At 37.7% G+C, this 24,752-nt stretch carries 19 protein-coding genes; 11 read left to right on the plus strand and 8 right to left on the minus strand.

The features are described 5' to 3' along the window. Positions 1–18: 18 nt before the first annotated feature. From AC1M9C_RS06645 to AC1M9C_RS06660, 4 genes are all read right to left on the minus strand, one after another. Positions 19–2,913, minus strand: a complete 2,895-nt coding sequence (locus AC1M9C_RS06645) for a calcium-binding protein (protein ID WP_481953413.1) — start codon at positions 2,911–2,913, stop codon at positions 19–21. A gap of 261 nt (positions 2,914–3,174) precedes the next feature. Continuing rightward, positions 3,175–4,617, minus strand: a complete 1,443-nt coding sequence (locus AC1M9C_RS06650) for a sensor domain-containing diguanylate cyclase (protein WP_481590307.1) — start codon at positions 4,615–4,617, stop codon at positions 3,175–3,177. A 146-nt stretch (positions 4,618–4,763) separates the two neighbouring features. Then, positions 4,764–6,179, minus strand: a complete 1,416-nt coding sequence (locus AC1M9C_RS06655) for a sensor domain-containing diguanylate cyclase (RefSeq protein WP_092767051.1) — start codon at positions 6,177–6,179, stop codon at positions 4,764–4,766. Between the two features lie 76 nt (positions 6,180–6,255). Beyond that, a complete protein-coding gene (locus tag AC1M9C_RS06660) occupies positions 6,256–7,041 on the minus strand; it encodes an A1S_2505 family phage non-structural protein (RefSeq protein ID WP_092767050.1) in 786 nt (261 codons plus the stop codon). Between the two features lie 190 nt (positions 7,042–7,231). Between AC1M9C_RS06660 and uvrB the strand changes: the two genes are divergently transcribed. The 7 genes from uvrB to AC1M9C_RS06695 all read left to right on the plus strand — a co-directional run bounded on the left by uvrB (position 7,232) and on the right by AC1M9C_RS06695 (position 16,242). Then, the gene (uvrB, locus tag AC1M9C_RS06665) at positions 7,232–9,253 is read left to right on the plus strand and encodes an excinuclease ABC subunit UvrB (protein ID WP_180028424.1); all 2,022 of its coding nucleotides are present in this window, start codon (positions 7,232–7,234) and stop codon (positions 9,251–9,253) included. A gap of 122 nt (positions 9,254–9,375) precedes the next feature. After that, the gene (locus tag AC1M9C_RS06670; RefSeq protein ID WP_179997910.1) at positions 9,376–9,978 is read left to right on the plus strand and encodes a lipocalin family protein; all 603 of its coding nucleotides are present in this window, start codon (positions 9,376–9,378) and stop codon (positions 9,976–9,978) included. Between the two features lie 106 nt (positions 9,979–10,084). Next, positions 10,085–11,029, plus strand: coding sequence for an EamA family transporter RarD (rarD, locus tag AC1M9C_RS06675; RefSeq protein WP_481587796.1), 945 nt, complete (start codon positions 10,085–10,087; stop codon positions 11,027–11,029). Positions 11,030–11,186: 157 nt separating this feature from the next. Continuing rightward, complete coding sequence (locus AC1M9C_RS06680) at positions 11,187–12,899, plus strand: hypothetical protein (protein WP_481587797.1); 1,713 nt, start codon at positions 11,187–11,189, stop codon at positions 12,897–12,899. A gap of 245 nt (positions 12,900–13,144) precedes the next feature. Then, positions 13,145–14,602, plus strand: a complete 1,458-nt coding sequence (locus AC1M9C_RS06685) for a glyceraldehyde-3-phosphate dehydrogenase (protein ID WP_180028420.1) — start codon at positions 13,145–13,147, stop codon at positions 14,600–14,602. Between the two features lie 189 nt (positions 14,603–14,791). Further along, the gene (locus AC1M9C_RS06690; RefSeq protein WP_481587798.1) at positions 14,792–15,550 is read left to right on the plus strand and encodes an MFS transporter; all 759 of its coding nucleotides are present in this window, start codon (positions 14,792–14,794) and stop codon (positions 15,548–15,550) included. An 11-nt stretch (positions 15,551–15,561) separates the two neighbouring features. After that, positions 15,562–16,242, plus strand: a complete 681-nt coding sequence (locus AC1M9C_RS06695) for a hypothetical protein (protein ID WP_481587799.1) — start codon at positions 15,562–15,564, stop codon at positions 16,240–16,242. Positions 16,243–16,270: 28 nt separating this feature from the next. Here AC1M9C_RS06695 and AC1M9C_RS06700 read toward each other — a convergent pair whose 3' ends face one another. Then, entirely contained in the window at positions 16,271–17,134 is an 864-nt protein-coding gene (locus AC1M9C_RS06700) for an SDR family oxidoreductase (protein WP_481587800.1), read from the minus strand. Positions 17,135–17,251: 117 nt separating this feature from the next. Between AC1M9C_RS06700 and AC1M9C_RS06705 the strand changes: the two genes are divergently transcribed. After that, complete coding sequence (locus AC1M9C_RS06705; RefSeq protein ID WP_179997917.1) at positions 17,252–17,626, plus strand: winged helix-turn-helix transcriptional regulator; 375 nt, start codon at positions 17,252–17,254, stop codon at positions 17,624–17,626. Between the two features lie 55 nt (positions 17,627–17,681). Here AC1M9C_RS06705 and AC1M9C_RS06710 read toward each other — a convergent pair whose 3' ends face one another. After that, positions 17,682–18,863: an MFS transporter gene (locus AC1M9C_RS06710; RefSeq protein ID WP_481587801.1), complete on the minus strand. Its 1,182-nt coding sequence runs from the start codon at positions 18,861–18,863 to the stop codon at positions 17,682–17,684. 257 nt (positions 18,864–19,120) lie between these two features. Between AC1M9C_RS06710 and cgtA the strand changes: the two genes are divergently transcribed. Both cgtA and proB read left to right on the plus strand, forming a co-directional pair. After that, entirely contained in the window at positions 19,121–20,332 is a 1,212-nt protein-coding gene (cgtA, locus tag AC1M9C_RS06715; protein WP_092767039.1) for an Obg family GTPase CgtA, read from the plus strand. A gap of 28 nt (positions 20,333–20,360) precedes the next feature. Beyond that, a complete protein-coding gene (proB, locus tag AC1M9C_RS06720) occupies positions 20,361–21,494 on the plus strand; it encodes a glutamate 5-kinase (RefSeq protein WP_035265485.1) in 1,134 nt (377 codons plus the stop codon). 23 nt (positions 21,495–21,517) lie between these two features. Here proB and AC1M9C_RS06725 read toward each other — a convergent pair whose 3' ends face one another. Together AC1M9C_RS06725 and AC1M9C_RS06730 are read right to left on the minus strand one after the other, a co-directional pair. Beyond that, entirely contained in the window at positions 21,518–22,165 is a 648-nt protein-coding gene (locus AC1M9C_RS06725; protein WP_481587802.1) for an HAD-IB family hydrolase, read from the minus strand. Beyond that, positions 22,132–23,337, minus strand: a complete 1,206-nt coding sequence (locus tag AC1M9C_RS06730; RefSeq protein ID WP_481587803.1) for a DUF1615 domain-containing protein — start codon at positions 23,335–23,337, stop codon at positions 22,132–22,134. Before AC1M9C_RS06730 ends, AC1M9C_RS06725 begins: the two co-directional genes overlap by 34 nt. 282 nt (positions 23,338–23,619) lie before the next feature. Here AC1M9C_RS06730 and dusB point away from each other — a divergent pair, with 282 nt between their 5' ends. After that, positions 23,620–24,666 (plus strand): tRNA dihydrouridine synthase DusB, encoded by a 1,047-nt coding sequence (gene dusB / locus AC1M9C_RS06735; RefSeq protein ID WP_481953414.1) that lies wholly within the window; start codon positions 23,620–23,622, stop codon positions 24,664–24,666. Positions 24,667–24,752 lie beyond the last annotated feature (86 nt).

The raw sequence follows: 24,752 nt of genomic DNA on the forward strand, positions 1-24,752 counted from the left end.
TTTTTTTGCGGGGAAGAATTACACGTAACTTAAGTTTTGATCTAGAGTCAGTAAGTTGAATGTAGAACCATCTTTAAATACGATTGATTCAACTTGATGTGCTTCACCTTTTGCCCAATCTTTAATAGTGATTTGATCAGCAGAATCTTTAAGTTTGATGATACGATCATTCCCAGAGTCTTGAACGAGTAAATCATCAATTGAGATACCAGCACCAAATTGAATGGTATCTTGACCACCTTTTTCATAGATTGTATCTACTCCAAAGCCTTGATCAAAATAGTATGTCTCGTTACCGAGATCGCCATACAATTTATCGTTACCAATACCACCATTTAAAATGTTAATTAGACCACCATTTGCGATTAAGGTGTCATCTCCAGCGAGGCCTTTTAATTCGTTATTTACGAATTTGCTACCTGTGATAATGTTGTCAGATTGATTACCCGTACCACTTTGTTGAATTTCTGATCCAGCAATCAAAAGTTCTTTGATTGGATTGATCAGCGTAAGGTTTTCAACATTTTCGGTTAATTGATACTGATCTGCAGAACTAATGACAGTGTCTGTACCTTCATAGTTGTGTTCAAGTACGAAGTCATATTTTGATTGTACATAATAGGTATCGTCACCACGACCACCTACGAGGACATTGATGCCTTCACCACCTTTTAGAATGTCATTGCCCCAACCACCAAAGAGCAAGTCATCACCTTTACCACCTACAAGCGTATCGTTGCCGACACCGCCTTTAATGATGTCATTACCATCTTTACCGTTTAAGGTGCGTCCGAAAACAGAGTAAGTGCTGATAATGTTGGTATTAGGGTTAAATAAGTTTGTCGCTACTGCTACAGAGCCAGCCAAATCACCTGCATATGCATAAGCAAGTTGAGTCAATGTATTCACAAGTTGATCACGTGAAGAGAAGCCATCGTCAAGTACTTCACCTTTGATGAATTGTCCAACGAAGTTTAAGCCCTCAGTCACGATTTGATTCACAACATCAAAGATACTCGCACCAGCTTTTAAGTTCGCTTTAACTACATCACCCAATAGCTCTAAATACCAAGTAAACGGACGGCTATCACCACCATTCAATTGTGAAGTATCAACACCTAAATAGTGATCAAGAATACTTAATGGTGTGATACCTGTCCAATCACCTAGCTCGCCACCCAAGTTTTCAAGAGCTTGCGTTGCATCCATAATTACCAATCCAAACTTACCATCAGAGCTTGGTAAATATCCTGCTGGAACAACAGTCTCGCCATCAGCATTTTTAACGCCATTCAAGAAATTGTCAGCTAAAGTTTTGATCAATACATTTGATGCTTGCCAGAATTGTTCATCCGTAATATAGATGCCTTTATCTGCGAGTGATTTACCTGTTCCTAAGCGAACATATTGATAAAGGAAGCTCTGAGGATCAGCTATTGCAACAGCTTCAGCAACTTTTAACCAGTTTTTAGTACCCTGATCAACTGCGTCATTTGATGCTAAATCTTCTTTGATCACGGTATAAATAGGGCGCCAGAAATTTTTACCTTGTAAAGAACCAGTTGAGATAAACTTGTTATATAGTTCTTGAACTTGTTTAAATGCAGATTCACTTACGCGGTAACTGAATTGATTGTCAATTTTGTAGAATTTAGGACGACCGTCATCTGATGGATTAGATTGATCTGGTTGTTTTGGTTGCCCCCATTCTCGATCAAAATGTGAGTCTGAAGGTGGAAGAGTGGCACCAATATCCTTACCAATATTTACGATAATGTCTGAAATTTGATCGATAATCGCATCACCAGCTTTATGAATTTCTTCAAAACCAGGAATGAATTTATCACCAACTTTAACCAATGGCGCAACGCTATCTAATAAATCATTCACGATGCCATCTTTGCCGATGATCAAATTACCAACCAGCTCACTTGGAATTTTTAAAATTGAATCAAGGTTAAGTTCGCCATCTTTCCATTCATTTTTGTGGTGTGTATCTTTTGCTTCTACATTTGAGCCGAGGGCTTCACCAGCACCACTGAGTAAATTCGATGCTGCATCGATAATGCGGTCACCTAACTCATGAACAACTTCAAATGGTTTACCAAGTAGAGCATTACCTGCTAGGCCAATAGGCGAAGCCACATCTAAAACTGTATTGACTAAATTTGCTGTCGTGACTAAACCATTACCTAGTAACTGAGCTGGAATAGAAAGTACTGAGCTAAATTTGAAATCAGGAACATAATCGAAAATAGGTTCAAGTGCATTTTCAACTTGATTTGCAACTGTATTCACAATTGATTTTAGGTTTTCAGTTGCTGATGGAAGCTCTTGAGACCATTCATTATCATAATGCGTATCTTTAGGTTCAATTGTCCCGCCAATCGCTGAGCCAATGTCATGAGCCACATCAGAGACAGCATCAATAATCGTATCACCTGCTTTATGAACAACATCAAAACCAGGGATAAGCGTATTTCCTGCAATAGCAATCGGTGCAGCAGCATCAAGAATATCATTGGCAATATTGGTTGCACCGATAATGGTGTTTCCAATTAAATCCCCAGGAAGGCTTAAAATGTTATCTAAGCTGAGTTCTTTGTCTTCCCACTCATTTTTATGATGAGTGTCATTCGGTTCGATGGTTGCACCAAGTGCTTTACCTACTGAATTCACTGCATCTGAAGCTGCATCAATAATTTTATCACCAAGTTCGTGCACTGCTTCGAAAGGTTTGCCAAGTAAAGCATTACCTGCTAAACCAATAGGAGAAACTACATCAAGAACAGTATTTACAGCATTGGTGGCAGCGATTAGACCATTACCAACGAGTTGAGCTGGAATTGAGAGAACTGAACTTAATTTAAAGTTAGGTAAGTAATCGAATGATTTATAATTGAACAAAGCCATTGTTATAGTCTCTTATAAAAATAAAGTGTTTTTAATCATTGTTAGTGATTAAAGTGTGATGAGGATCACATTTTATTAATTTAAAATCAATTGCTTTTGTTAGACAAGAACATGAATTTTTTGTCATAATTTAATGAAAAATATAGTAAAGCTTATATGAGAGCTGAATAAGATTGATTTTTTTAAAAAAACACCAGTGCAAGTACTGGTGTTTTAAGAACAAATAAAATGTATGATCTAAAAATAAAAAAATATTATAAATTATTGATTTTTATTTGATAAATATTTGTAGTATTGTCTCTTATGATCATACATGGATTGATCTGCACGCTTTAACATATCCTCAATTGTTTCATTCTCAAGGCTTGTAGCAAATCCCATTGATGCACTGATGATATGGTTAGAATAATATTGATTATCGATATTCAATAATTCTTGAATGGTCAAAATCGTCGACTGAACGGTAGTTTCATTTGCACCTTGCATCAGGATAACAAATTCATCACCTCCAATTCGAGAGGCTGTATAACTGGTATTGTGAATCGTTCTACTTAAGATATTACCCATTCTGCGTAAAATCTCATCACCTGCATCATGACCAAAGTGATCATTAATCGGTTTAAGGCCATTCATATCTAGAAAAATTGCAGAAACTGGACGAATAAGTGCGCGTTCCAATCGATGGATTTCTTCAGTGTAGAACGAGCGATTTTTGAGTTTTGTTAAAACGTCGTGTTTACCTAAATATTCTAAATAGCTCTCAGCTTTTTTTCGCGCTGTAATGTCCGTTAGGGCAAGTTGTACAAGTCCCCAATCTTCTTCATAACCTGGAAACACAGTGAATTGAAGTAGAACATAGCGAATTGAACCATCTAAAGCGTAGTTGATTGCTTCACGACTATGATGAATTTTCCCATTCCATAGTTCGATCAATTGTTCCTTAAAAGTTTGATGCATTTCTTTTGAGAAAACCTTTTTTAGATTTTGAAATAAATCAGATTTCGTCGATGCCTTGAATAAATCCAATGTTGCTTGATTGACGTCTAGTAATACAATGTCTTCAATGCATTGTTGTACGAAATCTTGATGCACATCTAAAAAAGTTCTGAAATCATCAATACCAATTGATTTAAGATGATCGAGTCTTAATTTAATGCGACTAAAGTCTTCAACCCATAATGATGTGGGTGAATAACTAAATCTTGCTTCAGCTAATCGACGATTTTTTTCTTCTAAACGCCGAGCTTGCATATAACCACTAATATCTTCTGTAGTAAGCAAAATACGGTCTAAACTTTGTTCTGAACCAGGTAAAACGACAGCTCGCAGTTTTATGTCTAAGGGTTGACCACTCAAGGTGAAATTAGTGGTTGTACTTGTAAACTCTAATTCACCCTTCCAAAGTGCAACTAATTCCGCTACATGTGCATCAAACATTTGATGTTGGAAAATGGTGCTTAAATTTTGAGTGAGATGTTTAAGGCTTTGTGCTTCAAAAAGATCGAGTGTTTTTTGATTTACTTTAACAATCTTAATTTGATGTGCGCATAAAGTCACAAGATCTGGATTTTGCTGAAGATGTAAAGCTAAATCAGTAACCCCATCACTACGCCATTGGTTAAAGATGGTTTGAATGGCACTAAAATCTTCCAACCACATTGGGATAGGAGATAAATCAAAAATTGATGAATCAAGTATCTCCATAACTATCCTTGAACTTTTCTTTTAAAACAATAAATTGTGGATAATATAGCACTAAATTATTTTGATATAAAATTCAAATTTTTTTATTATTTACGTGATTTAAGACACTTTTTTAAGCTAAGCTAACGTTGAGCTAAATCCTAAGCTCAATTCGTTAGATTTTTATTTTGATAAAAATGATGCTTGTTAATATACATGCATTTATCTGCACGGCGTAACATATCTTCTAAGGTTTCGCCTTTAAGTCTTGTAGCATGTCCGAGTGAAACGCTGATAGAAAGATGAGGGTGATCTAGATTATGTTGATGTATTTGAGTTTCAAGATCATGAACAAGGATTTTAACTTGCTCAACATCGGCATGAGGCATCAATAATACAAATTCATCGCCACCTATTCTAGAAATTGAAAAATCTTTTTTGTGAGTGACAAATTGAAGAATTTCGGCAAAGTTTTTTAGATACTGATCACCGACATCATGTCCGAACTGATCATTGATGATTTTTAAACCGTTCATGTCAATGTAAATACAAGACACTGGATAGAGATCAAGTTGCTCAATCCGTTCAATTTCTTCATTAAAATAAGTTCTGTTATGTAAATCAGTTAAAATGTCATGTTGACCCAAATAATGTAAGTGATTTTCTAATTTTTTTCGCTCAGTGATATCTGTAAGGGCGACTTGTATCACCGCCCAATCATCTAAATTATGTGGAAAAATATTTAATTGTTCTAAAACGAAGATTTGTTCTCCATTCGCGTTGTAGAAACTACTTTCTCGCTGTTGATATTCTTCATGATTCCACAATTGTAGTAACTGGCTTTTAAAATTTTCCAAACGTTTAATATCAAATAAATCATGAGAATGATGTAAAAATTGAGATTTATCTTTCACAGCAAAAAGTTTGAGCGCCGCTTCATTGACATCAATGAAATTTATTTGCTCAAAGCATTCCACAACAAATTCTGGATGTTGATGAATGTGTTGGTCTAAATTCTCAATGTTTTGCAAACGGAGCAGCTCAAATCTTTTTTTAATTTGGCTAAAATCCATGATCCATAGTGCTGTTGGATTATAAGTAAATAAAGATTCGGCAAAATGACGTGCTTTTTGATATTGGGAAATATCTTCGGTGGTCATGAGTAGGCATTTCCAATTATCCTCATAACCTTTTAATTTCATACCGCGTAATTGAACATCTAAACGCTTTCCATTGGTCGTATAATTGATCACTGGAATATGATGTTCAGTATTCTTCCAAAGTGATACAAAAAATTGGATTTGGAAAGTGCTGACTTCAGGATGAAGGAACTTCTGAAAACTTTCTAAAATTTCTTCTAAGTTTTTTGCTTCATACAGTTTAAGCGTACTTTGGTTAACACGTAAGGTATGAATCGTACTCAAGCAAAGGTGGAGACGACTGTGATCCTCCATTAAATATGCTTCAATATCTTCAATACCTTCAGCAGTCCATTGTTCGAAAATTTGTTTAACACCGCTGAAGTCTTGTAGCCACATCGCAATTGGAGATAAATCAAAGATGGTCAGATCTAAATGATCCATAGATGCGAGCCTTGGTGTTTAAAATTCATTCATTTATACAATATAAGTGAATGAATCTTATAAAATCAACATCTTATTAAACTGATTTTTTTGCTCGATGCTCAGGTTTTGGCGCAGAAATTGACTTAAGCCCTTGCCAAACATCAACAAAATCTTGTTCATTAATTTGGTAGAGTTCAAGTAAAGCCAATACCACACCACCCATCATGAATGCACGATCGGACTTCGGTTCATATTGGAAGGTTTGATCTTTTAGATGATAGAGGATATCTTCGATTTCAAATATGCGTTCACGTCCATTACTGTCCACGGGGAACATCGGCGTTTCGATCAAAATATTGGCTAGTTTCTTTTCAGATTCATTTAAATTAAGTTGCTCAAATGCCGTTTCTAAAGAATCCGCGAACAGCAGTTCAGAAGAAAAAATGGCATGTAATAAAGGTTGGTTTAATTTAGGAAAGGTTCGTTCAACGAAAGGTTTAAACGAAATCGGGAAAATCACATTTTTTGATATACCTTTGAACATGGGGGCTATTTCAGCAACTTTGTAACCTGCTACACCACAACCAACGGCTGTAATAAAATACTTAATCTTGGGGTGGTTTTTTGTATAGATCTTAAAATCATTGATGTAGTGTTCAATCTGAGATAGAGGCATTTGTTGCAAATGCTCATTCATGGTGGGTATTGCATAGCTCTGTCCAGCCCAGCCGCGGCCAGCACCTTTAATCGCACCGAAATGTTGAAGTGCAATTTTTGCAGCACCACCTGCATGCGTGCCTGCTAAATTACTACCAAATACAAATACTGTATCTTCATTTAAACTGTTGATAATCGTTTCATCGTGATATTGGTAAGTCATAGTTTTTTTCATCAACATGCAATTTAAGTTCATGGTGCAATTGATTGCTGTAAGGGTCAAGTAAAATTGATTGAATTTATGGTTTTCACCCTCATCATCAGATGAGTAAATCATAAAGATTTGAGCAAGCAAGCCATGCATTACCAGTGTTATTGCATATTTTCATCATCTGTATAGCGAGAATTATCGAGTGAGTGACAGTCGTCCATTTGAATTAGTAACTAATTACGAGCCTGCAGGTGATCAACCTCAAGCGATTGAGAAACTTGTTAAAGGAGTAGAACAAGGTTTTAAGGATCAATTGTTATTAGGGGTAACAGGCTCTGGTAAGACCTATACGATGGCGAATGTGATTATGCAATTACAACGTCCTACTATTGTAATGGCACACAACAAAACCCTTGCGGCTCAACTCTATGGAGAATTTAAAGCTTTTTTTCCACATAATGCTGTTGAGTATTTTGTAAGTTATTACGATTACTATCAGCCAGAAGCATACGTACCGTCATCTGATACTTTTATTGAAAAGGATTCTGCTATTAATGATCACATCGATCAGATGCGGTTGTCCGCAACGCGTGCTTTGCTTGAGCGTAAGGATGCCATTATCGTTGCTTCGGTGTCCGCCATTTATGGTTTAGGTGATCCTAACGCATATATGAATATGCTCTTACATATTGTGACAGGTGATCGAGTCAGCCGTGATGAGTTGATTCGTCGATTGGTAGAAATGCAATATACGCGTAATGAACTCGAATTTTTACGAGGTACTTATCGAATTCGTGGAGAAATTCTTGATATTTTCCCCGCAGAGTCAGAACAAAATGCAGTGCGGATTGAGCTATTTGATGATGAAGTGGATTCGATCCGCTGGTTTGATCCCTTGACTGGAAAAATGATTCGTAAAGTCCCACGAATTACGATTTATCCAAAAAGTCACTATGTGACGCCTAAAGATAACTTGCAGCGTGCCATCGAAACGATTCGTGAAGAACTCAAAGAGCGCTTGGCATATTTCAGAGCTGAAGATAAATTGCTTGAAGCTCAACGTATTGAACAGCGTACTCGATATGACCTTGAGATGATGCAACAGCTTGGTTATACCAATGGTATTGAGAATTACTCGAGACATTTATCAGGTCGACCAGCTGGAGAGGCCCCGCCAACGCTTTTCGACTACCTGCCTGAGGATGCATTACTTATTATTGATGAATCGCATGTTACGGTTCCTCAAATTGGTGCGATGTATAAAGGCGATCGATCACGTAAAGAAAATCTAGTGAATTATGGTTTCCGCTTGCCAAGTGCATTGGATAATCGACCAATGAAGTTTGAAGAGTGGGAACGTATTATTCCTACTACAATTTATGTCAGTGCGACGCCTGCCAATTATGAATTAGAAAAATCAGAACAAATTGCCGAGCAGGTGGTGCGTCCAACAGGTTTGATTGACCCCGTTATTGAGATTCGTCCAGTATTGACTCAGGTGGACGATGTCCTTTCGGAGATTAATCAACGTAAAGATAAAAATGAACGTGTCTTGGTCACAACGTTAACCAAACGCATGGCTGAAGATTTGACGTCATATTTAAAAGAGTACGGGATCAAAGTGGCTTATCTGCACTCTGATATCGATACTGTTGAACGTGTGAAGATCATTCATGAATTACGAACAGGTGTCTACGATGCATTGATTGGAATTAACTTACTCCGTGAAGGTTTAGACATGCCAGAGGTATCTTTAGTCGCAATTTTAGATGCCGACAAAGAAGGCTTTTTACGCTCAGAACGTTCACTTATCCAAACCATTGGTCGTGCTGCTCGAAATGTTGAAGGAAAGGCTATTTTATATGCAGATCGGATTACGGATTCAATGCAAAAAGCAATTGATGAAACGGAGCGTCGCCGTACCAAACAAATTAATTTTAACTTAGAACATGGCATCACTCCGCGTTCAGCAGTCCGCCAAGTCATCAAAGAAATTGATACTGGTGAAGAGTATGATGATGAGTCAATTGATGAGAGTGTATCGGGACAAGCACGTGCATTAAGTGCGGATGAGCGCCATATAGTTTCCGATCCAAAACTATTGGCAAAACATTTGGCTAAATTAGAGAAGGAAATGCTCAAAGCTTCGAAAGAGCTTCAGTTTGAGCAAGCAGCGCGTTTCCGTGATGAGATCGTGCGTTTAAAAGCACAGTTAATTCAGTGATTTAATTTACAGAAAACACTGTAAAATCATCACATAACGTAACATTAAGCCGAAAAATAACCGTTATTGTTGAAGAGTAAATGAATACTCACAAACAAATTCAATAAATAGGGGTTATTTAGATGATCAAGAGTCTCCCATCTGCTGGTTTCAATGTTAGCAAGATTGTATTGGGTGGTGCCTTATTGGTTGGTTTAGGGGCAGCAACGATGGTTTATGCTCAGGACAAGCCACTCAATACTGTTGAAAAAGTTGAACTCGATAAATACTTAGGTGTTTGGTATGAAGTAGCACGTAAGCCACTTTATTTCCAAAACAAGTGTGATCGTGATGTAACTGCGACATATACATTAAATGAAAATGGTAATGTCAATGTTGATAACCGTTGTTTTACTGCTGACGGTAAAGTTACTCAGTCAGTGGGTGAGGCATTTGTACAAAATCAGCCATTTAATACAAAATTGAAAGTTAGTTTCTTGCCGAGTGCTATTCGATGGTTACCAGTTGGTCGTGGCGATTATTGGGTGCTGAAACTGGATGAGGATTATCAAACTGTACTTGTGGGTGAGCCTAAACGTAAGTATATGTGGGTGCTTTCTCGCACGCATAATCCTGATCAAGCAGTTGTGAATGAGTATCTTGATTATGCTAAATCCGTTGGTTATGACTTAAGCGATGTGATACGTACAAAGCAAACGGGTCAAGCACCTGGTTCAACAAAATAATGTTGAAAATGATCAGAACCACGCTAAGGCGTGGTTTTTTTATGCATCAACATCTATTGCTACGAATTCTAGCTATAATATCGTTTGGTAAAATTTAGGTTCAGATATGTTAAAAGGTATAGCATTGTCAGTTATGGCATCAGTGACATTTGGGGTGCTATATTTTTATACGTATTTTCTTAGACCACTAGACAGCGAGCAAACCTTTGCTTGGCGAATGTTAGCCACGTTACCTTTCTTAACGCTGTTTATGTGGTGGTCGGGTGATCTAAAATATGTTCGAGAAATTTATAATAAAATTTGCAAACAACCATCTATTTTAATTTGGCTCTTGATCAGTTCATTTTTGTGTACAACTCAACTCTGGTTATTTTTGTGGGGGCCAATCAATGGTCGGGGGCTTGAGGTTTCTTTAGGATATTTTTTGTTGCCTCTGGTGATGGTTCTCTTTGGTTGCGTTCTTTACAAAGAAAAGCTCTCAAAGTGGCAAATTGCAGCAGTGTTTTTTGCAATTCTTGGTGTTAGCCATGAAATCTGGCGCATCGGTACTGTGGCATGGGAAACCATGTATGTTGCTGTGGCTTATCCGATCTACTTTTTTTTAAGAAGAAAATTTGGAACAGATCATTTAGGTGGATTCTGGTGGGATTTATTGCTGGTTATTCCAGTTGCTGTTTTTCTAGCATTTTTTTATTCAAACACATTGCCCCTGATCATTGAGTTTAAATATCTCATTTTAGCCGTACTAGGTCTAGGTTGCTTAAGTGCCTTAGGGCTTGGAAGTTACATATTGGCGAGCAGATATCTTCCATTTGTGATTTTTGGGTTATTGAGTTATTTAGAGCCGATTTTGTTGGCAGGAGCATCAATAGCAATGGGTGAACGCGTGGAAGCAGGAGAATGGTTGACTTATATTCCAATTTGGTTTGCTGTATTGCTCCTTATTTTGGAAGGTACAATTTATCTCTATCGTCAAAGAAGAACTGAAAAGTTACTTCAATATCAACATAAGAAACTACAATCGCGTCTAGCCAAAAAAGATGAGCACTAAGTTTCATATCATTACATAAGCATGAGTTGTACATAAGAGTTTTTGACTGAATGATAAGAATAATTACTTATTCTTTAAAAATATTTGTGACATAATTAACTAAAACATAAAAATGTGGTAAATTTGTTAAATCAATAATAATTCTAATTTAACAATCATGATTCAGTACCAAACAAGAGCAGCATTATTACAGATGGAGCCTAGTCTGGATTTAAACTGGCAAAGACTCTTAGAGCGTATATTTCAACATTCAGATAGTGACGTTCGCGAAGAAATTGATCGTCAAATTCTCAAACCTAAAGATATATTTTGGAATCGTGTGAATAACACATTCGAATATAAAGTCACGACGTCGCTGGGAATTTTAAAGCATAGTTTTTCTAGTGAAAGAATGCGCTCCATTGCAGCAAAGTTATGTCAATCTATCCAATGGTTGAAGGAGATGACGGCTTGCGTACAAGTGGCAGACTATTTAGAAAATGCGCTGTATCAAATTGACCTAATTGCTGTTGAGGACAATTTAAAATTACAACGCGAAAAAATGTTAATGCGTCGGGTTTTTTTGCAAGATGTTGCTAAGTTAATTCGTGAATTAAATCTTGAAACACCAGTTGGAGCTCGTCAGTTAACTTCAGCTCAGATTAAGAGCTTTATGATAGAGGTATTTATTAAGCAACAATTATTGGGGTATTGGTTTAAACCCCTTCTACCTAGAAACTCATCGATCATGGAGCATCCTTTTTTTGCACAATGGTTGCTGAAAGAACAGTCCATTCGACACTTTGATATTGTTAAAACCTCTGAATTTCTATTCGTCATCGCACCAACCAGTCAGTTTGAACAAAATCCATTTTCGATCCGTCGTTTTTTATTTGAAGATCGAATGGAATACAACCAGCAAATTTATCTCAATGGGTTGGTTTTGGATATGCGCCGTTACAATGAAGAGGGGTATATCAAACAGTTTATGGAACACGTGCAGATGATGGTTACTATTCAGCATCAAGTCCATAAAGATGTCATTCAAATTGTGCAAGAATTTGAAGATGTTGCTGAACAGAAGATATTACCGCTTTTGACACAAAATTTAGGGATGGCTGGAAGTAATAGTGATTTTGTAGCCAAACAGCATTTACGGAAGATTGAGCAAGCATTGACTGTCGAATTGCTACAACCTCTCGTGGTGGCTTTAGAACAGCATTTATCACATATTGAAGAATATGAGCATCTGTTTAAAAGTGTGCATCGCATATTTTCAGATATTCTGGCGAATTATAAAGATTTTAAACAACAGCCTTCATTATTTTTTAATTCCTCAGTCCAATTGTTTGAATACAAGTTGTTAGCCTATTTAAAACTACTTGAAAAGCGTAAAGATGAAATATTTGTACCATTGAATATGTATGAGCGTGGAGTCATGCATGAGCGCTCCAAGAAACCGTTAAATGCATTACAAGAAGATTTAAGCCAACATATTCAAGATTACCGAGAAATGCTGTCTCATACGATGCGTTTGAAACGAGATTATGCTGAAGTTCAAGGCTCATTTTTAAAAAGAATGGTGGCTGGAGAAAAGTTAGAAAAAGAACTTCAACAAACTTCATTGGCCATGGTGAAAATCAAGAAGCAGGCTTATCTAGATATTTTAAGTGTGCCTAAGAACTACCGTAAATATAGTGTATTTATTGAATTTGAAAGTTTTTCAGCTACAAGTGAGTTTGAGCGACATTATGCATTCCCCTCGGGGCAAAATGGTTTAACTAAGCTTCCAGTATTGGTCAAACTCCCAGAAAACTTAGAAGATTTTAATTTAGAAGATTTAAATATGATGTTGAGTCAGGATATTTCGGCTTCCCCTTTATTTAGTTGAACTGACTGCAACTCAGTGACGAAATTGGATTTGTAGGCTTAATGATCAGTATTTGATATCTAAATGAAATCATTTACCCAAAAAATTATATTGTAATTCAATGGCTAAAATATATTTTTTACAAAGAGAAAATTGCTTTAGTAAAAAATAAACCGAGTTTTCATTTCAACTCTGAGTTAATTCCTTTACAATTATGGGGTTTTGAAATTTATGCTTAGATTTACAATTAATTAGAGGACGTATCTGTGAGCAAAGACACTATCGTTGCCCTACATGCAGAGCACCAAGGTCGCTGGAAAAACCGTGAAGAACTCGCGGAACGTATGATTGCCCTTGTTGGTCAGTTATACCGTGAAAAAAACATCGTAGCTACAGTATACGGTCGCTCTTTAATTAACCGCTCGGTTATCCAAATTCTTAAAGCTCACCGTCGTACACGTGTTTTAGACGTTGAACTTTCTGCTGTAGATACTTTCCCAATCCTTGAAGCATTGGTTAAGGTACAAAATATCGGCACAGCTGAAATCGATTTAGGCAAACTTGCTGTAGAATTTAAAGCAAAAGGTGGCGATGTAGATGCATTCGTTGCTGACGCTGTTAAATCACTACAAGGAAATGCTGCATCTGTTGAGCATAAAGATGTTGTGCTTTATGGTTTTGGTCGTATTGGTCGTATCCTTGCACGTCTTATGATTGGTCAGTCTGGTCTTGGTCGTGGTCTAAACCTTAAAGCGATTGTTGTTCGTAAATCATCTGATGGTGATTTAGAGAAACGTGCTTCTTTACTTCGTCGTGACTCTATTCATGGTCCATTTGCAGGTACGATTTCTGTAGATGAAGAGAACGAAGCAATTATTGCGAATGGTCAATTCATCAAAGTGATTTATGCATCGAACCCATCAGAAGTGGATTACACTGCATATGGTATCGAAAATGCATTGGTGATTGATAACACTGGTAAATGGCGTGATGCTGAAGGTCTTGCTCAGCACCTTAAATGCCCAGGCGCTGCACGTGTAATCTTAACTGCACCTGGTAAAGGTGACATGAAGAACGTTGTGTTTGGTGTAAACCAAGCTGACATTCTTGATGAAGACACAATCATCTCTGCTGCAAGCTGTACTACTAACGCGATCACACCGACGTTGAAAGTACTTCATGACAAATATACAGTGATTAATGGTCACGTTGAAACAGTTCACTCGTTCACGAACGACCAAAACTTGATCGACAACTATCATAAAGCTGACCGTCGTGGCCGTGCTGCAACATTGAATATGGTGATCACTGAAACGGGTGCTGCTAAAGCAGTTGCTAAAGCACTTCCAGCGCTTAAAGGCAAATTAACTGGTAACTCTGTACGTGTACCAACACCTAACGTGTCTTTAGCAATCCTTAACCTGACTTTAGATAAAGAAGTTGATCGTGATGAAGTGAACGAATATATTCGTCAAATTTCTATTAACTCTAATCTCCAAGGTCAAATTGGTTATACAAACTCTACTGAAGTTGTATCATCTGACTTTATCGGTTCACGCACTGCAGGTGTTTTTGATGCACAAGCAACAATTACGTCTGGTAACCGTTTAACAGCATATGTATGGTACGACAACGAAGTTGGTTATAGCTGCCAAGTTCTGCGTATCGCTGAACAAATGGGCGGCGTAAGCTATCCAAAAGTACCTGCTGAAACAAATGCATAATTTGTAAAGCATAAAAAGAGCCTCTTTCGAGGCTCTTTTTTATTTGCCTAAATTTACGTAATTAAGACTTTAGAGCAATATGGTTTCTTCGAAATAAGTGGTTTAATATTGAAAAATTGCGTATTTGTTCACATAAAATATGGATTGTGAGCAGGTGATTAAAAAAATAAGTGTTAAAGGATTATATTTTTGCGCATCAAATATCTTGTCATTGGCTTCGTGCTGATTGCTTTGGCTGCCGCGAGTGGTATAGCAATTGCCTTATGGGTTTTTCAACATTTTAAAATTTACATTCCACTTGAAGATCAAGCCGTGAATATTGATCTTCAGGAGCCATTGCAAGCGAAAGTTCAAATCCATGATGCTTTGGATGTAAATGTGACAGGTCGTGTTAAAACGACCATTCCAATACGTGAAAATCTTTCTATTCCTGTACAACAGACATTGAATCCTATGGTTCATTTCGACAATCAAGTACCAATTAAAACGGTTATTCCAGTCCGTGAAAATTTGATTGTAGATCAAAATTTAGCAGTAGATACTAAAGTTAAGGTTCGCATTTTGGGCAAAGATATTACATTGCCATTGAAAGGGACGATTCCAATTAAACTTGATGTACCTGTTGAAATGGATGTTCCCTTAGATCAAATGGTTCACTTGAAATTTCAAGCACCTGTTCAAGCTGATTTAAAAGAGAATCTACGCATCCCATTAAAAACGGATTTAGATGTGGATATACCAGTACAAGGTCACTTGAATGCACCCATTAAAACTGCACTAGAGGCTTCAGTCGAAGTACAAAATACTTTGCCAATAAAAATACAAAAAGGTGAGTTGGTTATCCCACTCAATACCTTAACATTACAAAAAAATCAAAAAGTGGAAGTAGCATCATCCATTAAAGTTCAGAAGGATGATCAATCTGCTGAATCGGTAAAAGCCCAGTGAGCTCGAGAAGCATGAGTGCTAAAAAAATCGTGGGATATGGTTCGCTCTTATTTATTATCGTGGCAAGCATTGTCGCCGTAGGTTTTTGGCTATATCTCAATATTCAAGCATCTGTTCATGTCAGTGCGAAGAATGCAAGTGTACAGTTGTCAGAATCATTGCCGACCAAAATTGATGTTGGGAATTATCTTGAGGTACAAGCGATTGGCGCATTAAATACAGAAATTAAAGTGCAGGAAAATATTGATTTAGATTTGCAAGGTAAATACAAAACCAATCTCAAGTTTAAAGTCGAAGTCCCTGTTTCTGTGAGTGTGGATTATCAAACGAAAGTAAAAATCGATCAAACGATTCCAATTAGTGCAACAACAGATTTGGTGTATAAAACACGATTTTTACCTAAATTTCCGTTAAATTTAGATTTGCCTATTCAGCTTGAAGTTCCATTTCATTTAAAGCGTACTTATCAGGTTCCGATTACGATTGATTTTGATGGTCCTGTGTATTTAGATTTGCATGAGCAGCTTGATGTGGATATTGATCATGTTTTTAAACCGGTATTACATTTAAATGATCCAATTTTGATGAAGGATGTATCTAGTTTTAGAGCAACAATGTACAACTTGGAGCGTGAAACAAAAGCAAATTTAGATATGAACTTGGATTTACCTCTGCGCAATATTAAAAAGTAAAAACTCCCCTTTAAGGGGAGTCTATTCTCTAAGCATTCAGGGCTTGCTGAATGCTTTCACGAATCGATGTGGTTTTTCGACCAATTAAATGTTCAAGATCTTTGCGTACACTGTACATCGCACCATGGGCAGTGTGAATATCTGCATCTACAATAACGTCAATGAGACCTAGTGGTAAACCAGCTTGAATTAATCCTTGACGATAATCTTCTGGGGATAAGTTTTGATATTTCACAGGCTGTTGTGAAAACTCAGAAAGTAGGGTTGCAAAATCATTTAAGCTAAAGCTTTCGCTACCAGCAAGCTCGTAAATTTTGTTCAAATGTTGAGCTGATTCAACATTTAATATTTGAGCTGCAGCAGTGGCATAATCCAAACGAGAAGCTGAACTAATTAAACCATCTTGAGCAGCTCCGTATACCATGCCTGTTTCTATTTGATGGGTGAGGGCAGATAAATAGTTTTCGCTATACCAATTATTTCTTAAAAAGGTGTAGGTAATAGAACTTTCTCGTATTAGTTTTTCTGTTTCTCGATGTTCATTGGCTAAGCCAAGCGGAGAGTGATCTGCATTCAGTAAGCTGGTATAGATCAAGTGAGGAACTCTAGCTTGAATCGCAGCATCAATAACAGCCTTGTGTTGTGGAGTACGACGACCAATCTCATTGGCAGAAATGAGCAGGAGTTTATCAACATCTTGAAAGGAATTTGCGAGATCATCTGGCTGATCATAATCAAATTTGCGTACTAGAATATCTTCAGAAAATAAAATTTTAGCTTTTTCTGGGTTGCGAACCAAAGCAATAATTTCATGCTCGCTATGAAGTTTTTCAAGTTCTTGAACGACTAAACGACCTAATTCACCAGTTGCACCTGTAATCGCAATTTTCATTTTAATTTCCTCTCATTGTGGCTAAAAAATAAACTTGATGCAGGCATATTAATCTGTTAACTTACTTAATGAAAGTACGTACCTAAAAGTAAGTTATTAACTGTTAAGAGAAAAATGATGAATACATATGCGCATAGTGATTTATTAGGTCAAGTTTTATCCAGTGAATGTCCTTCTCGTGAAATTTTGGAGCATCTCACCAGTAAATGGTCAGTTCTCGTCCTAAGTTGCTTGAGTGATGGTGTGCATCGTTTTAGTGAGCTAAAACAAAGAATTGAGGGGGTGAGCGAAAAAATGTTGGCTCAGACACTAAAAACCTTAGAAAAAGATGGTTTTATTTTGCGCACTGTTTATCCAGTAGTTCCTCCAAAGGTGGAGTATCAACTCACTGTATTGGGTTCAAATGCAGCGATGAAATTAAATGAGTTGATCCATTGGATTGAGCGAAATTTACCCGAAATTTTGGAAAGTAAGGCACTTATTACGCGATAGTTATACTTCATCATTTCGTTATCGCTCAGTTTAAAGTGTGTGCTGAGCGAGATGTTTATATGGTTTTCATGATCTTAAAATCATAACGATCAATACATAAAATTAAAATTGAGAAAAACAGTCCCAAAGCAACGCAACCAATCCATGCATAATGTTCCCAAGCATAGACAGCACCTAAAGAACCTAATGCAGCGCCTGAAAAGTAAATGGTCATATATACAGCATTAATTCGTGAGCGTGCTTGACCATCAATACGATAGACTAGATTTTGATTCAAAACATGAAATGCAGTGAGACCAAAATAGCTCATCAATACGCCAAGTGCATAAATGAAGATGTTCTGTTGCGCGAAATATAATGGAATACAAGAGAACAGCATCAAGGTGATACATAATTGAGCGACAAATTCTTCTTTCCCTTTGCCAACTGTTTTACCAGACCAACTCGAGGAATAAATTCCGATAATACCTAACAGACCAAATAGACCAATTTGAAAATCAGTAAATTGATATGGGGCACTCCCTAAAACAAAAGTCATCGATGTAAACACCATTGAGAGAATGCCAAATCCTAGAGCACCCGCGCAGGCACGGCGTATGAGATGCGGATTATGCTTTGAGATGCTCCAAAGTGATTTGTAAATATCGGTGACTTGTAAATGCGAAGCAGGTTGAGTGTTGGGGAGTTTTTTCCACATTAAACATGCAAAACATAAAGTCAAAATACCACTAATGAAATAAACGCTTTCCCAAGACCAATAAGTTGAAACAAAGCCGGCAAATGTCCTAGATAAAATAATCCCCATGACCAATCCGCTCATGAGTTTACCTACAACTGCCGAGCTTAATTCTGGTGGGCTAATGGAAGAAGCAAATGGAATTAATACTTGTGCTGATATGGCTCCAAATGTTGCACAAAGGGTAAAGATATATAAAGTGCTAATATCTGAGCTGAAAGACAAAAGGATCTGCGAAATTGCCGCAAATATCATTAAACTCACAATGAGTTTTCGTTTATTAAAAAAATCTCCAAGGGGTACCAAAAGCATGAGTCCGAGCATATAACCCACTTGAGCGATAACCACGGTAAATCCAGCTTGGCTGGTCGAAATTTCTAAACTTCTTTCGATTGAATAAATCAGTGGTTGATTGAAATAGGCTGAACCTGCACAGACACCACAGGCCAAAGCCATAATAAGCACGAATTGTGAGGATAAAGGGGTAGCAGAGCGATCCATGTCAAAATCTTAGAGTGCAATTTAATGCACTATAGGCATTATTTTGTGGTTTCAGAAATAAATAAAACCAATGATGTTATTTGATAAAACAATGAGTAATGAATAAATCAAATTTAATGCAGTGATACACCAAAATATTAAAGACTCAATTTATGAAAAAAGTCGCTAACTTATTCTCAACCAGCATAAATATAGTCGAGAAATAATTTAAAATATGGCAGAATAGGCGGTTTTAAAGTTTTTAGAGGATTGGCATTATGCGCTTTGTTGATGAAGCAGTCATTACCGTAGAGGCTGGCGACGGTGGCAATGGCGTAGCCAGTTTTCGCCGTGAAAAATTCGTACCATTTGGTGGTCCAGATGGTGGTGATGGTGGTCGTGGTGGCAGCGTATATATTCAAGCTGATGACAACACCAGTACGCTTGTAGATTATCGTTATACCCGTAGATTTCGTGCTGAACGTGGTAAAAATGGTGCTGGCGCAAACTGTGCAGGTCGCGGTGGTGAATCCGTAACACTATATGTTCCAGTAGGAACAACAATTGTAGATACTGAGTCTGGCGACATCATTGGTGATTTAATTGAAAATGGTCAACGTGTTCTTGTTGCTCAAGGTGGTGACGGTGGTTTAGGTAACACTCACTTTAAGTCATCAACGAACCGTGCTCCACGTAAATGTACACATGGTAACAAAGGTGAGTTCCGCGAAATTCGCCTAGAGCTGAAAGTTTTGGCAGATGTTGGCTTATTAGGTATGCCAAATGCGGGCAAATCAACATTTATTCGTGCTGTCTCTGCAGCAAAACCAAAAGTAGCAGATTACCCATTTACAACTATGGTACCTAATCTTGGTGTTGTAGATGCAGATCGTCACCGTTCATTTGTAATGGCTGATATTCCAGGTTTGATCGAAGGTGCTGCAGAAGGTGCAGGTCTTGGTATTCGCTTCTTAAAACATTTGGCGCGTACTCGTATTCTTCTACATATCGTGGATGTACAGCCAATTGATGGATCAGATCCAGCTTATAATGCTAAGGCAATTTTAAATGAACTTTTAAAGTTCTCTCCAACATTGTCAAAACTCCCAGTGGTGTTGGTTTTAAATAAAGTAGATCAGTTGCCTGAAGACTCAAGAGATGAGTGGTGCAATCACATCCTTGAAGAGTTGAAATGGGAGGGTCCAGTATTTAAGACTTCAGGCTTGATGTCTGAGGGAACCAAAGAAGTCGTTTATTATTTAATGGATCAAATTGAACAACAGCGCGAACGCGAAGTTGAAGATCCAGAGTATGCAGCAGAAATGCAAGCATTCCGTGATCAGCTTGAAGCTGAAACACGTGAACAAACCATTGCAGCTAAAGAGGCTTATCGTGAAATGCGTCGTAAACAACGTCTTGCCAGTCAAGAGGATGACGATTTTGACGATGATGAAGATGATGGCGAAATGGAAGTGTACTACGTACGTTAATCTCTTTATATAAGAGACAGAGGACAAGATGATAGAAGTGGTAGATGGGCAACGTCAGCTCAAGGGTTGCAAAAGAATCGTTGTTAAAATCGGATCATCTTTACTCACAGCAAACGGAAAAGGTTTAGATATAGATGCAATCTCGCATTGGGCGGGGCAAATTGCAGATCTACACAATGCAGGGCATGAGATTATTCTCGTGTCTTCCGGTGCTGTGGCTGAAGGTATGGTTCGAATGAAACTTGAGAATCGACCCACGGATCTACCCAGTCTTCAAGCTTGTGCTGCTATTGGTCAAATGGGGCTGATACAAACTTGGTCTAGTGTATTGTTGAATCACAATATTCAGTCTGCACAAGTTTTATTGACTCATGATGACTTGGCTGACCGTCGCCGTTATTTGAATTCTTGTGATGCTTTACAACATTTAATCGATTGGAAAGTGATTCCAGTGATTAATGAAAATGACACTGTATCTACTGATGAGATTCGATTCGGAGACAATGATACTTTAGCTGCAATGGTTGCAGGCCAAGTTCATGCTGATTTATTGATTATTTTGACAGACCAAGAGGGGATGTTTGATTCAGATCCTCGCTCAAATCCTAATGCGAAGTTGTTTCATACAGTTCGCGCATTAGATGAAAGTTTGTTTGATATGGCAGGTGGTGGTGGTAAGTTTGGTCGAGGTGGAATGCTGACCAAAGTACGTGCTGCTCGTTTAGCTGCGAAATCAGGATGTCCTACACTGATTGCCAGTGGAGACAGTAATCATGTGTTAACTCGATTAATGTCGGGTGAGATGCTAGGTACGTTGTTTATCACTGATAATGATCGAATCACTGCTCACCAACAATGGTTAGCTGCGCATTTGCAGACTGCAGGGCGATTGGTGATTGATGATGGTGCTGTGAAAGCGATCAAAGAAAATCATCGGAGTTTATTGCCTGTAGGTGTGAAAGCAGTTGAAGGGCATTTCGAGCGTGGTGATGTGGTGGAGTGTGTGGATCAGCAACGGCATCGCGTCGCAGTTGGTCGTGTCAACTTTAGTTCACGTAGCGCTGAAATTGTCAAAGGCTTACCCTCAGATAAGGTACACCAAGTTTTAGGTGAAGCACGTTCATTAGAAATGATCCATCGCAATCATATGGCGATCTATTAATTTCTTATTTAATAAAAGCTCGCTTAGGCGAGCTTTTTTTGTGGGTCAAGATCGGGTAATTGATGAGATGATCCGACCATATAAGGATAATCAGCCATGTCTAACATCGCTTGATCCTCATAAGAATTTCCATAAGCATAAATTGATTGAAATTGGTCTACATCATATTGCTTGAGTATGCGCTGTCTTTTTTCTTCGCCACTACAATCAGGAGAAGAATAATGACCCGTATAAAACTGATTGAGCACTTCAGTTTCAGTACAAATCAAATCTACATTTAAAATCTGAGAAATGGGTTTTAAATAAATATCAATGGATGCAGAGACAATCGCAATGCGGTCACCACGGAGTTGATGCTTGATCAATTGTTCATAAATGGGTGAGTTTAAGTGTTGTTGTAATGAATGGGCGTATTCAAGTGCAATCGGATCTGCATCAGACCTAGAAAATCCAGTAAACATTGCCTTGAATAGCTTAGGGCGCATTGCGTGCGCGGGGTAAATATTTAAAAAATAGGCTTGAATCCAAGGCAGGGTTTTTAGTCCTTGCTTAACAATATGTCGTTTTGATAAGGCGTAAAAGATAAAGCTCGTAAAACTATCTTTTTCACACAGTGTTCCATCAAAATCAAATAACGCTAGGTTTTGATTCTTTTTGCTTTCTGCATACATGTTTGATATCGACCGTTAACTCGCGTAGCAAACCAGTTGGTATTGTAGTCGCGACTAAGCTTAGGACCTGAAATAACCACTTCAGGCATAATGGCATAAAATTTTTCTTTTCCAATTTTCTTTTCGTAAAGCTCAGTCACAGCTTTATAGGTTTGCGTATCTTCAAACTTTTTCTCTTTTTCTTTCTTTAAATCAGCTCGAATTTGACGAGGTGTAATAAATACATTATTTGCGGCAAATACATTGATAAGTTCTTGTTCAGATTGACTCTTTTCAGCTTTTGGATTGCCATTTTTATTGTACAGTAATAAGTCTCCATCAAGCGTTAACTCCGCTGCTGTTAATTCATTGAGCATGCTTTGGAAAGCGGCGTTACGACTTGAATACATGCCTGAATTGTAGTCTGCAAAGCGATATATGGGTTGATCATAATCTGCTGGATACATCATCAGGCGGTGAATACCATAATAGAGTCCGCCATATTGACTATAAAGGTCTGATCTTAGATCTGCGATACTTCCACCTTGGCGCTTATGATCTTTTGCATAGCTAATATGAACTTGCATAGAGCCTAAAGTGGTAATGGGATTTAGTTTTTCACCAATATCTTGACCAACGAGTTTAGCTGCACCAGTGAGTGCACTGACATGGTAGTGTTTTGCCATGTGAGCAAAAATCTCACGATACAATTCATCTAATTCTCGTTCGGTGGAGACTTTTCGCATTTGTTTTAGATAATTGTCTTCAGGTATTGGTTGATTTTTTAAGACTTCTTGGAAATACCCCGCAACGGTGCCTCCGATACTATCTCCTAATTTATCTTTAAATTTTTCATCTAAACGATCTTCAATTTCTTTAACTGCTTTGGCACCTAGTCCGGGTACATGGGGATCTGCAACAAAATTAGATTCTTGATCGACTACAGCAATAATGGTACACACATTTTCTTTCGTTTGGGGTATACCGAGTTGCTCGGTTATTTTATAAATATCCTCGGCCCATGAACCACGATTATTAACGCGGCCAGGAATGAGTTTTGAGATTTGTTCTGCATCAATCGTTTTATCTTGTGTGTTCCACCATGATGAGTCACCACAAGCACTCATGAATAAACTTAATGTAGCAACACTACAGGCTTTAAAAATTACATTAGAGCGAAAGCTATTTTTCATAAATGCAAAGTATCAGGGATAAAGATTCTAGCGAAGTATACTATTTCATTCACGATTTGTGAGAACTTATATGTATACAAGATAATGGCAGCATGCTTCAAATATAAATCTAAGTGTTGAGCTTAAGTTCATCCATTAACATTCAAGCAAAATGAGATAAAACATATTTTTAGTTTCAAACGTTATATAATTTAATGCTTGTATCTAATTTCAATCTCTCAATGAGTGCAGATTTAAAAAGTTAAGCATTCTGAAACTGTTTCATCATCATTGGTATTATTCATGTCTCAACATCCTGTGATCCGTGATTTATTTGATCGCGAAAAAACAACTCCTGTTTTTGTAGCACCCATGGCTGGTGTAACGGATCGAACATTTAGAACCTTGTGTAAATATTTTGGTGCAGGACATGCAGTTAGTGAAATGATGACTTCTGACAAAACGCTGCGTATGAGCAAGAAAAGTCTCTACCGAGCCAACTTTGATGGTGAAATTGCTCCAATTTCAGCACAAATAGCAGGATCAGACCCACGGGATTTAGCTGAAGCTGCACGATATCAAGTGTCAAATGGTGCTCAAATCGTTGACATCAATATGGGTTGTCCAGCGAAAAAGGTGTGCAATAAATTAGCAGGTTCTGCACTGCTACAGGATGAAGACTTGGTAGCCAGAATTTTAGATGCGGTGGTCGAGGCAGTGGATGTCCCTGTAACACTTAAAACGCGCTTAGGATTTTTAAACGGACATGAAAATATTATGCGTGTGTCGAAGCGCGCAGAACAAGCGGGTATTGCAGCTTTAGCATTGCATGGTCGTACACGGGAAGATATGTATTTAAATACTGCACGTTATGATCTAATTAAAGAAGTGAAGCAAAATATCTCTATTCCAGTCATTGCAAATGGAGATATTGATAGCCCAGAAAAAGCCAAGTATGTATTAGATCATACTGGTGCTGATGCCGTGATGATTGGTCGAGCAGCACAAGGTCGTCCATGGATTTTTAGAGAAATTGCTCATTATTTAAAAACGGGACAGCCACTTGCAGCGCCATCGATTGCTGAAGTAAAAGAAGTTCTATTGGGTCATCTGAATGAGCTATATGAATTTTACGGTGAGTATTCAGGCTGTCGCATTGCACGTAAACATATCGCGTGGTACACCAAAGGTCTCCACTCAAGTAATGAATTTCGTCAGAATATGTACAAAGTAGAAAGTACAGCGGAACAAGCCAAGGTCGTAGCCAATTATTTCGATTTACTTTTGTCAGAAGGGCAAATTATGAGTGATGTTCAAGTGGAATCTGTGGATTTATTAAAATCAGGTTGAGTTTCTATATGTCAGCACCCAACTGAGATAAGTTATTCATACATTCTACTGTTTAGATTCAAGAGGTTGTAAATTTACTTGAGAAT

It is taken from the genome of Acinetobacter sp. 24-47-39 (assembly GCF_056783825.1).

Bases quoted from the DNA above. Each gene is read 5' to 3' on its own strand.
- AC1M9C_RS06645 (WP_481953413.1), bottom strand. From the start codon at position 2,913: ATGGCTTTGTTCAATTATAAATCATTCGATTACTTACCTAACTTTAAA.
- AC1M9C_RS06655 (WP_092767051.1), bottom strand. From the start codon at position 6,179: ATGGATCATTTAGATCTGACCATCTTTGATTTATCTCCAATTGCGATG.
- AC1M9C_RS06700 (WP_481587800.1), bottom strand. From the start codon at position 17,134: ATGAAAATTGCGATTACAGGTGCAACTGGTGAATTAGGTCGTTTAGTC.
- AC1M9C_RS06660 (WP_092767050.1), bottom strand. From the start codon at position 7,041: ATGACTTACCAATATCACGATGAAACGATTATCAACAGTTTAAATGAA.
- AC1M9C_RS06650 (WP_481590307.1), bottom strand. From the start codon at position 4,617: ATGGAGATACTTGATTCATCAATTTTTGATTTATCTCCTATCCCAATG.
- dusB (WP_481953414.1), top strand. From the start codon at position 23,620: ATGTCTCAACATCCTGTGATCCGTGATTTATTTGATCGCGAAAAAACA.
- rarD (WP_481587796.1), top strand. From the start codon at position 10,085: ATGTTAAAAGGTATAGCATTGTCAGTTATGGCATCAGTGACATTTGGG.
- AC1M9C_RS06710 (WP_481587801.1), bottom strand. From the start codon at position 18,863: ATGGATCGCTCTGCTACCCCTTTATCCTCACAATTCGTGCTTATTATG.
- AC1M9C_RS06705 (WP_179997917.1), top strand. From the start codon at position 17,252: ATGAATACATATGCGCATAGTGATTTATTAGGTCAAGTTTTATCCAGT.
- AC1M9C_RS06730 (WP_481587803.1), bottom strand. From the start codon at position 23,337: ATGAAAAATAGCTTTCGCTCTAATGTAATTTTTAAAGCCTGTAGTGTT.
- proB (WP_035265485.1), top strand. From the start codon at position 20,361: ATGATAGAAGTGGTAGATGGGCAACGTCAGCTCAAGGGTTGCAAAAGA.
- AC1M9C_RS06725 (WP_481587802.1), bottom strand. From the start codon at position 22,165: ATGTATGCAGAAAGCAAAAAGAATCAAAACCTAGCGTTATTTGATTTT.
- AC1M9C_RS06680 (WP_481587797.1), top strand. From the start codon at position 11,187: ATGATTCAGTACCAAACAAGAGCAGCATTATTACAGATGGAGCCTAGT.
- cgtA (WP_092767039.1), top strand. From the start codon at position 19,121: ATGCGCTTTGTTGATGAAGCAGTCATTACCGTAGAGGCTGGCGACGGT.
- AC1M9C_RS06695 (WP_481587799.1), top strand. From the start codon at position 15,562: ATGAGTGCTAAAAAAATCGTGGGATATGGTTCGCTCTTATTTATTATC.
- AC1M9C_RS06670 (WP_179997910.1), top strand. From the start codon at position 9,376: ATGATCAAGAGTCTCCCATCTGCTGGTTTCAATGTTAGCAAGATTGTA.